This is a genomic window from uncultured Fretibacterium sp. (assembly GCF_938040765.1).
GTDB lineage: Bacteria > Synergistota > Synergistia > Synergistales > Aminobacteriaceae > CAJPSE01.
The window spans coordinates 1-9,948 of sequence record NZ_CALIAA010000207.1 but is presented as its reverse complement, the minus strand read 5'-3'; the positions used below and the strand labels follow the sequence as shown (position 1 = coordinate 9,948).

Below are 9,948 nucleotides of genomic sequence, written 5' to 3'. Positions count from 1 at the left end.
GGTTCATCATTATACAGATTATGAAAAATGGGCGTTTCAGGCCCTAAATCGATCGATGAAAAACAAGAGGTGCATGGTTATGGACTACGCGAGGATTCTGGCAAAGGCCAAGTCTTACGAGAAGGATATGACGAGGTTCCTGCGGGACATGATCGCCATTCCAAGCGAGAGCTGCGACGAGAAGCGGGTCATCCACCGTATCAAGGAGGAGATGGAGAAGGTCGGGTTCGACAGGGTCGAGATCGATCCCATAGGGAACATCCTCGGGACCATCGGGCACGGCAGGCATCTGATCGCGCTGGACGCCCACATCGACACGGTGGGCATCGGCGAGCGCACCAACTGGAAGTTCGATCCCTACGCGGGCATGGAGGACGATGAGCTCATCGGCGGCCGCGGCGCCAGCGACCAGGAGGGCGGCATGGCCGCCATGGTCTACGCGGGCAAGATCGTCAAGGAGCTGGGGATCGAGGACGACTGCACCATCGTGATGGTTGGTTCCGTGCAGGAGGAGGACTGCGACGGGCTCTGCTGGCAGTACATCATCAAGGAGGACAAGCTGCGCCCCGAGTTCGTCGTCAGCACCGAACCGACGGACGGCGGCATCTACCGCGGGCATCGGGGGCGCATGGAGATCGAGGTCGTCATCAAGGGGGTGAGCTGCCACGGCTCCGCGCCCGAGCGCGGCGACAACGCAATCTTCAAGGCGGGGCCGATCCTGAACGAGCTGAGGGCGCTGCACCCGAACCTGAAGGACGACGCGTTCCTGGGCAAGGGCAGCCTGACGGTCTCCGAGATCTTCTTCTCCTCGCCCTCCCGCTGCGCGGTGGCCGACGGCTGTCGCATCTCCATCGACCGACGCCTGACGCGCGGCGAGACGGCGGAGTACGCCATGAATCAGATCCGCCGGCTCCCCGCGGTCGAGGCCGCCGGGGCCGAGGTGCGCATGTACAAGTACGAGCGCCCCTCCTGGACGGGCCTGCTCTATCCCACGGACTGCTACTTCCCGACCTGGGTCATCGAGGAGGACCATCCCGTCTGCGAGACGCTGATGGAGGCCTATTCCGGCCTCTTCAAGAAAAAGGCGCGTCTGGACAAGTGGACCTTTTCCACGAACGGCGTCGCGATCATGGGGATGCATGGGATCCCCTGCATCGGGTTCGGTCCGGGGCACGAGAACCAGGCCCATGCTCCCAACGAGGTGACCTGGAAGGAGGAAATCGTGGCCTGCGCGGCGCTCTATGCCGCGATCCCGAGCCTCTATGCGCAGAAGTACGCGGCCCTGATGCCGGAGCACACGGAGAATATCGTCGAGCGCTGAGGAACACGTTTCTTCATCCTTTCTGTGAGGCCGGGGCGAGAACCGACATCCCGGCCCGGGTTGTTCACTGCAGCCGTATCCGAGACTCCGACGGGGGAGAGGATTTGAGGGGGAGGAATGCGCAGTGAATGATGCTACGGAAAGAGATTTTGTGAAGGAAAATTTTGCGGAAGATGTTCTGCCGGACGGATCGGACGACTCTGCCGATCCCTGCGGGACGATCTACCGGCTCCACGGCATACCGCCGCTGAGGGTTGCCTTTCCCCTGGGGCTTCAGCACGTCCTGGCCATGTTCACCTCGAACCTGGCGCCCTGCTTCATCCTGGCCGGCGTCCTGGGGATGGGAAGTGCCGACAGGGTGATCATGGTGCAGTGCACCATGCTGGTCTCCGGGGTGACGACGTTCCTGCAGCTTTATCCGATCTACGCCTTCGGCCGCGGGAAGGGCCGGCCGCGCATCGGTGCGGAGCTCCCCATCGTGATGGGGACCTCCTTCGCCTTCGTTCCGACGTCCAGCACGATCGGCCGGCTCTACGGGCTCCCCGGCGTTCTGGGGGGTGCCCTGCTGGGCAGCCTGGTGGAGTTCGTCATGGGTTTTTTCATCAGGCCGCTCAAGCGTTTCTTCCCGCCGCTGGTGATTGGAACCGTGCTGCTGGCGATCGGGGCCGACCTGTTGACCACGGGCATGCACTACTGGGCCGGCGGGCTCGGCAGCCTGGATTATGGGAGCCCGTCCAACCTGTTCATCGGCTCGGCCGTGTTCCTGACGGTGCTGGCGTGTCAGCGGTTCGGCGGCAGGATGGTGGCGCTCTCCTCCCTTCTGATCGGGATCCTCCTGGGGTACGTCCTCTCGTTCTTCATGGGGAAGCTCGATTTCTCCCCGATCCTGAACGCCGCCTGGGCGGATGTCCCGCTGCCCTTCCGCTTCCGATACGAATTTCATCCGGATGCCGTGCTCAGCTTTGCCGCGCTCTACGTGATCTCGGGGCTCGAGACCATCGGGAACACGTCGGGCATCACCATTGCGGCCTTCGACCGCGAGGCCACGGTGGACGAGACGGCGGGGGCGATCCTCGCGGACTCGTTCGGGTCCATGCTGGCGACGGTCTTCAATACGCTGCCGAACACCGCGTTCGGCCAGAATGCGGGCATCGTGGCCATGACGGGGGTCGTCAACAAGTTCTGCATCGCCATCGGGGCCTCCGTCCTGGTGGTCGCCGGGTTCCTGCCGAAGGTCGGGGCGCTCTTCTCCATCATGCCCAACCCCGTCTTGGGCGGGGCTTTGCTCATGGTCTTCGCGATGATCGCCATCAACGGGATCAAGCTGATCGCCAAGTCGGGCTTCAGCCAGCGCAACGTCATCGTACTGGGCGTTACCCTGGCGCTGGGAATGGGGTTCGGGGGTGCGCCGGAGGCGGTGCTGAAGAACTTCCCCGGCCCGATTCAGTACATCTTCAGGGATTCCGTGGTGGCGGTCTGCATCGTCGGGATCCTGGCGAACGCGATTTTTCCAAGGGACGAGCAGGATCGTGCGGTCATAGATATCTGAGGAACCGCTGATTTAATTTTCAGGGAAGCGCTGGAGATTTTTGCCCATAGATGTTTTGCATGTTCCCCTTTGGCAAAATATGCGTTTTTGTTTTGATCAGCGCTTCCCTAGAGGAAGGTGAAAAGATGCCGTCTCCCCTGCTGGAAACGCGCAATCTGAAAAAGTATTTCAAGACGAGCAGCGGACTGCTGCACGCGGTGGACGACATCAGCATCAGCATCGGCGCGGGGGAGACCCTCGGGGTCGTCGGGGAATCCGGCTGCGGGAAGAGCACCCTCGGACGCACGGTGCTGCGCCTGCTGGCCCCGACGTCGGGGGAGATATTCTTCGACGGAGAGAGGATCTCCGACATGAGCGACGCTCAGATGCGGGAGAAGCGCTGCGACATGCAGATCATCTTCCAGGACCCCTATTCGAGCCTCAACCCGCGGATGACGGTGTCCGAGATCATAGCGGAGCCCATGATCGTGAACAGGACCTGCGGGAGCAGACAGGAGATGCTGGACCGCATAGACTCCCTGATGGAGACGGTCGGGCTCAGCGAAAGGCTGTACAACGCCTATCCCCACGAACTGGACGGGGGACGCCGCCAGCGCATCGGCGTGGCCCGTGCTCTGGCGCTGAATCCGAAGTTCATCGTCTGCGACGAGCCCGTGTCGGCGCTCGACGTCTCCATACAGGCGCAGATCCTCAACCTGCTCATGGACCTGCAGGACAGGATGCAGCTGACCTACATGTTCATCACGCACGACCTCAGCGTCGTCAAACACATCTCGGACAACATAGCGGTCCTCTACCTCGGCCAGTGCGTGGAGCTGGCGAGCTCGAAGGAACTCTTCGCCCAGCCCCGGCATCCCTACACGAGGGCCCTGCTCTCGGCCATCCCCGTCCCGGACCTGTCCGCGCGCAGCACCCGACACCGGATCATACGGGGCGAGGTCACGAGCCCCATCGACCCGCCGCCGGGCTGCAGGTTCGCCGCCCGCTGCGAGTTCGCGCAGGCCGGGTGCACGGCCGAGACCCCCGCGCTGCACGAGATATCCGCAGGGCATTTTGTCGCCTGCCCCTGGGCCGGGGACATCGAATATCCGTGACGCAGAGGGCCCCGGACGGCCGCCTCGCCGCCGGCGACAGCCCCCGTGGCCTTCGGGCGCCTTATTTCAGCCCGGCGCATCCTTTCAATTCAATCAAGTCAATCGAGCGGGTCAATCAAGCTCGACCGCGAACGCCGCCTCCAGCACGCCCCCGCCGACCGAGAGCGCCTTATCCGATATGGAAAAACAATGGTACCGGACCGCTCGGGGGTCGACGTCCCCGATCTTCATCCCCTCCTTCACGGGGACCGTCGGATGGATCAGGCCGCGCAGCACCCCTCCGATCCTCGCGACGACCGGCTTGTCGCCCACGAATCCCAGGGCCTGCCCGGCCTCGACGAGGTCGCCGATCTCGGACCGGGGCTCCAGAAAGCCGTCGCCCGGGGACCGGACCAGGCGGTCCGTCGTCGCCCCGCCGATCTCGCCCGGGACCCCCGTATCCGGGGCCGCCTCCCCCTTCAGGATCACCCGGCCCAGGTCGTGCCCCCTCAGGGTCTCCACCACCGCATGGACGTCCCGCGGGGCGCGGAACCCCGGCCCCAGTCCGACGACGCGAGGCGCCATGCCGCGCCCCGTCCCGCAGTTCCGCTTGGCCATGATGGCGTCGACCAGCAGGTCGGGCCTGAGCACCTCCAGACAATCGGCCCGCGGGTCCGCAAGGACCCCCACGGCCCCGTCGTCCGGGAGCTCCCGGACCGACGCGATGCGGCGCACCTCCATGCCGTCGACGACGTGGCTGCCGTCGAACATCGCCTGGGCCGCGGACACCGGCCGACGGATCACCATGGGGAGGGCCGTCTCCAGGACCAGCAGCCGGAAGCCCGTCCTCCACAACCTGTAGATCACCCCGGTGGCCAGATCCCCCCCGCCGCGGACTACCGCCAAAGGCATCGCGCCCACCCCCTCGCATCGCGTGCACGCCGGATGTTCCAAACAGAGACAGGGACCCGGAGAGAGCGCCGCAGCATTTCCAGCGAAAAACGAGCGCAAACGCAGCGATCTCCGGTAAAATAGATTATAGAACATCGAGAGGGGAACTCGCCTGAAAGATTTTGGCTCCACAGCTCCGGTCCGCAACGGGGGATGCGGCGCAGAGCCGCTTTTCTCCGGCTCCGCTGCGCTACCGCCGGCTGGGGCAGCCGTGGAAAAAGGGGGATTCCAATTTGTCCGAATTCAAGATCATCGGCACCTCCGTTCCAAGATTGGACGGGATGGAGAAGGCTACGGGGCGGGCCCGCTTCGTGAACGACTACGACCTGCCGGGGCATTGGCTTGGGGGATTCGTCCGTTCTCCCGTCCCTCATGGCATCCTCACGGGGTTCGACAAGGACCCCGCCTTCGACTGGTCGCGGGTCGTCTTTCTCACCGCTGCGGACATCCCGGGCAGAAATTTCGTGCACATCGTGCGTGACGACTACCCCGTCCTGACGGAGAAGCGCGTCACCTACGTCACGGAGGTCCTGGCCCTGCTCGCCGCGCCCGACGAGCCTACCCTCCGTGCGGCGCTCGCGGCGGTCCGCCCCAGGATCGATCCGCTTCCCGCCGCGCTGACGATGGAGGAGGGGCTCGAGGGCAGGGTGAAGGTCTGGGGCGAGGACAACATCCTGGACGAATATCACGTCGACTGCGGCGACGTCAAAAAGGGATTCTCCGAGTCCGACTTTATCATCGAGGGGACCTACGAGACCGGCCTTCAGGAACAGATGTACCTCGAAACGCAGGGCGCGGCCGCCATCCCCCATCCGGACGGAACCCTCGAGATCATCCCGTCCCTCCAGTGTCCCTTCTACGTGCACAACGCCGTGGTCCAGGCCCTGGGGGTCCCCGAGGGGAAGGTCCTGATCCGTCAGCCCGTCACGGGCGGAGGCTTCGGCGGCAAGGAGGACTACCCCTCCATGATGGCCGTCTGGTGCGGACTTCTGGCTCTCAAGTCCGGCCATACCGTCAAGCTGGTCCTCGACCGCAAGGAGGACATCGAGGCCACCCCCAAGCGCCATCCCTCCAAGGTCTATCACAGGACGGGCTTCAAAAAGGACGGGACGATCACGGCGATGGAGATCGACCTGCTCTTGAACGGCGGCGCCTACACCACCCTGACCCGGGTGGTGCTGCAGCGTGCCACCCTGCACGCCGCGGGAGCCTATACCGTCCCCAACGTGAAGATCCGGGGACGCGCCGTGGCCACGAACACCCCCCCAACCGGGGCCTTTCGCGGCTTCGGGGCTCCCGAGGCCTTCTTCGCCGTGGAGCGCCAGATGGACAGGGCCGCGATGAAGCTGGGAATGGACCCGCTGGACCTCCGTCTCAGAAACCTGATCCGCAGGGGCGATCTCTTTCCCTTCAATCAGCGCCTCGAGTCCGGCGCCAGTGCGGAGGCCGTCCTGCTGCGGGCCGCGGAGCTCTCCCACTACCGGGAGAAAAGGGCCCGCTACGAGGCGGAGAGGGCCCAAAACAAGCGCATCCGCCACGGCATCGGGCTCTCCATCGTCATGCACGGAGGCGGATTCACCGGAAGCGGCGAGGACAACATGGGCACGACCGTCCGCGTCGAGTTCCGGGACGGCCGTTTTCTGGTGCTGGCCAGCAGCGTCGAGATGGGTCAGGGCTCGGCGACGATCCTGCCCATGGTGGCCGCCGAGACGCTTGGCGTTGGGCTGGATCGGGTCACCGCCCCTCCCGCCGACACGAACCACGTCCCCAACAGCGGCCCCACCGTCGCATCCCGGACGACGATGTTCGTGGGGGCGGCGACGCACGACGCCTGCCAAAACCTGATCGGGGAGCTGACCGGATTCCTGTCGGACGAGAACGCCTGCCCGCCCTCGGAGATCGCGTTCGAAGAGGGCACGTTCTCGGTCGGGGGACGATCCCTGTCCATTCTCGACGCCGCCTCCGCCTGCGTCGCCCGGCGCGGTGAGCTGTCCGCCGAGGGAACCTACAAAGGGCCGCCGACGGCCAATCCATGGGATGATCGAGGCTTCTCGGGGGATGCCTACAAGGGCTATTCCTGGCTCGCCACGGTCGTCGAGCTGGAGGTCGACATGGATACCTACGAGGCCAACCCCATCCACACCACCGCCGTGGCGGAGATCGGGAGGGTCATCCATCCCGTGCTCGCCGCCGGACAGCTTGCGGGCGGGGTGCTGCAGAGCCTGGGGTGGGCTCACATCGAGGACCTGACCGTCCGGCCCGACGGGGCCTACAGCGCCGCCCACATGAGTTCCTACCTCGTCCCCACGACGCTGGATACGCCGAGGTGGACGATCGACACGATCGAGGACCCCTGCCCCGCCGGGGGGTTCGGAGCCAAGGGAATGGGCGAGCTTCCCTGCAACGGCAGCGCCCCGGCGTTTCTATCGGCGCTGGACAACGCACTCGACGTCTTTGCGGAGCGGGCCCCGGCGACGGGGGAATATCTCTTCGAGCTGCTGGAGGCAAATCAGAGGATCGAGGCCGTGGCCCACTGAGGCTCCGACTGAGGGAGGTTCCAACTGGGGGAGGTTCCATCCGAACCGATATCCGCGGACAAGGGGAGAGACGAGACGATGCACATAGAACTGACCGTAAACGGGGAGCTGCGCTCGGCCGACGTGGAGCCGATGACACGGCTGATCGACATCATCCGGAACGACCTGCGCCTTACGGGGACCAAGGAGGGCTGCGGGGAGGGGGAATGCGGGGCCTGCTCCGTCATCATGGACGGCCGGCTGGTGACCTCCTGCCTCGTCCCGGCCATCCAGGCCGCCGGAAGCAGCATCACGACCATCGAGGGCATCGGGACCCCGGAGAGACCGAGCGACCTTCAGGTCATCTTCAACGAGGAGGGGGCCATCCACTGCGGGTTCTGTACGCCCGGAATGATCGTGGCGGCCCACAGCCTCCTGGAGAGGAACCCCGAGCCGAACGACGACGAGATTCGCCGGGAGCTCTCGGGCAACATCTGCCGCTGCACCGGCTACGGCTCCATCTGCGGCGCGGTCGCCCGCGCGGCAAGCGAGGGCTACGGACACAGAATAGAACCGGCCGCCAACCTCTGCAAAAGCAGGAGCCCCGTCTTCACGGAGGACGAGGCCGGGCGCTACTTCGCCCCGAAGACCCTCGACGAGGCCCTGAGGATCCTGAACGACCACCCCGGCCTTCTGATCCTCTCCGGCTGCACCGACATCCTGGTGGACACGCGGAGCGGGCGCACGACGGCGGACCGGGCCATCGACATCTTCGGCATCCCCGAGCTCCACAGGATCTACAAGGGGGACGACGGCTACATCCACATCGGGGGCAGCGTCACAAACGACGAGCTGGACAACAGTCCCCTGATCAACGAACTGCTCCCGGCCCTGGCGTACTGCGCCCGGCGCTGCGGCGGCCCCGCGATTCAAAACCGGGCCACCGTGGGGGGCAATCTCTGCACGGCCAGCGGGGCGGGGGACCTGCCGGTCGTGCTGCTGGCCTTCGACGCCCTCGTCCTCCTGGCCGGAGCCGATGGAACGACACGCATGAGGACGGAGGATTTCGTGACCGGATATCGACAGACGACCCTGAAGCCCAATCAGATCGTCCAGGAAATCCTGATCCCCCTACCCGCCCCGGGCTCCCGTCAGGCATTCTTCAAAAGGGGGTCCCGAAAGGCCCTGACCCTCTCCCGCGTCTCCCTGGCCTCCTATCTGGAGCTCGAACAAAACAGGGTCAGGGTCCTGCGCTTCGCGGCCGGCAGCATGTCCCCCATTCCCAGACGCCTGAAGCGGACCGAGGAGGCGCTCACGGGGAAGACCTTCGACGCCGCCCTCATCGAAAGGGCCGGGGACCTGGCCGCCGAGGAGATCAGCCCGCGAAAGCAGACCGCCTACCGCAAGAAGATCACCGGCAACCTGGTGCGCCGCTTCTTCGAGGAGATCGTATCGAAGGGCTCCTGATCGCCGTGCGGAGGGCATTTTTTCCGTAGAACTCCCGACTCCCCCGCCTTTGCGATGGAGCGTCTCATAGTGTACAATGGAGGTCGGAATTAAAAGGCCAGGCGGGGGCGTGTCCCCGCCCACAAATTAGAGGAGGTTCGCCGTATGGACTGGGTAAAGGCTTCGGCTACGACCGTCGTCTGCGAGGAAAAGGGCACGACTTTGCGGGATGTCGTCCAGGGGATCATGGACGGGGCGGAGACCCCGGAGGACATCATGGAGATGCTGGACATCGCGAGCACGGACAAGGGCGCGGACCAGATTCCGGAGATACTGGACGTCTTCGTCCCCGTGGTCAATGCATGGAGGAGCGGCGGCTGCGGAGGCGGCTGTTCGGGCTGCAGCGGGGGTTGCTGCGGCGAATGAAGGCAAGGCCGCCCCGCCAAGCACGTTTTCTCTCTCGTTTTACTGTTGCGCTTCTTATTGCGATTGTCGTGAACCTTATGGTGAATGAGGAGGGGTATTCGATGGAACGAACTGGAGTTATCACAATGGCGGGCAACGCGCTGACCCTTGTGGGGCCTGCGCTGAAGGCGGGGGACAAGGCTCCCGACTTTACGGTTCTGGACGAGTCGCTCGCCCCCAAAACGCTCAAGGACTTCAAGGGCAAGATCAAGGTCATATCCGTGACGCCCTCGCTGGATACCCCGGTCTGCGATCTGCAGCTTCATTGGTTCAACGAGGACGCGGCGAAACAGCCGGAGAAGGTTGTCGTGATCAACCTCAGCATGGACCTGCCCTTCGCGGTCAAGCGATTCTGCGCCACGGCGGGGATCGAGAACGTCATGGCGCTCTCCGACCATCGGGACGCCTCCTTCGGGACGGCCTACGGCGTGCTGATCAAGGAGCTTCGCCTTCTGGCGCGCTCCATCTTCATCATCGACAAGGACGACGTGATCCGCTACGTCCGTATCGTGCCCGAGCAGACGAACGAGCCGGACTACGAGGACGCGATCAAGGCCCTGAACTCCCTACTTTAGGCATTCGGAAAATTCTTCACTGCCTCGGAGAGGAGGCCGCGAGGCGGGGGCC

At 64.7% G+C, this 9,948-nt stretch carries 8 protein-coding genes; 7 read left to right on the top strand and 1 reads right to left on the bottom strand.

Annotated features, from left to right (window positions below; genetic code table 11):
* Positions 1-79 precede the first annotated feature (79 nt).
* The 3 genes from Q0176_RS07195 to Q0176_RS07185 all read left to right on the top strand — a co-directional run bounded on the left by Q0176_RS07195 (position 80) and on the right by Q0176_RS07185 (position 3,964).
* Positions 80-1,321 (top strand): YgeY family selenium metabolism-linked hydrolase, encoded by a 1,242-nt coding sequence (locus Q0176_RS07195; RefSeq protein ID WP_299300789.1) that lies wholly within the window; start codon positions 80-82, stop codon positions 1,319-1,321.
* Positions 1,322-1,445: 124 nt separating this feature from the next.
* On the top strand, positions 1,446-2,870 hold the full coding sequence (locus Q0176_RS07190) for a solute carrier family 23 protein (protein WP_299300786.1): 1,425 nt from the start codon (positions 1,446-1,448) through the stop codon (positions 2,868-2,870).
* A 125-nt stretch (positions 2,871-2,995) separates the two neighbouring features.
* Positions 2,996-3,964: an oligopeptide/dipeptide ABC transporter ATP-binding protein gene (locus Q0176_RS07185; RefSeq protein WP_299300783.1), complete on the top strand. Its 969-nt coding sequence runs from the start codon at positions 2,996-2,998 to the stop codon at positions 3,962-3,964.
* Between the two features lie 111 nt (positions 3,965-4,075).
* Here Q0176_RS07185 and yqeB read toward each other — a convergent pair whose 3' ends face one another.
* Entirely contained in the window at positions 4,076-4,855 is a 780-nt protein-coding gene (yqeB, locus tag Q0176_RS07180; RefSeq protein ID WP_299300780.1) for a selenium-dependent molybdenum cofactor biosynthesis protein YqeB, read from the bottom strand.
* 272 nt (positions 4,856-5,127) lie between these two features.
* Here yqeB and Q0176_RS07175 point away from each other — a divergent pair, with 272 nt between their 5' ends.
* The 4 genes from Q0176_RS07175 (at position 5,128) to tpx (ending at position 9,896) form a co-directional block, all read left to right on the top strand.
* A complete protein-coding gene (locus tag Q0176_RS07175; RefSeq protein WP_299300777.1) occupies positions 5,128-7,431 on the top strand; it encodes a xanthine dehydrogenase family protein molybdopterin-binding subunit in 2,304 nt (767 codons plus the stop codon).
* 78 nt (positions 7,432-7,509) lie between these two features.
* Positions 7,510-8,877, top strand: a complete 1,368-nt coding sequence (locus tag Q0176_RS07170) for an FAD binding domain-containing protein (RefSeq protein WP_299300774.1) — start codon at positions 7,510-7,512, stop codon at positions 8,875-8,877.
* Positions 8,878-9,021: 144 nt separating this feature from the next.
* Positions 9,022-9,282, top strand: a complete 261-nt coding sequence (locus Q0176_RS07165) for a hypothetical protein (RefSeq protein ID WP_299300771.1) — start codon at positions 9,022-9,024, stop codon at positions 9,280-9,282.
* Positions 9,283-9,383: 101 nt separating this feature from the next.
* Positions 9,384-9,896, top strand: coding sequence for a thiol peroxidase (tpx, locus tag Q0176_RS07160; protein WP_299300768.1), 513 nt, complete (start codon positions 9,384-9,386; stop codon positions 9,894-9,896).
* Positions 9,897-9,948: the final 52 nt, after the last annotated feature.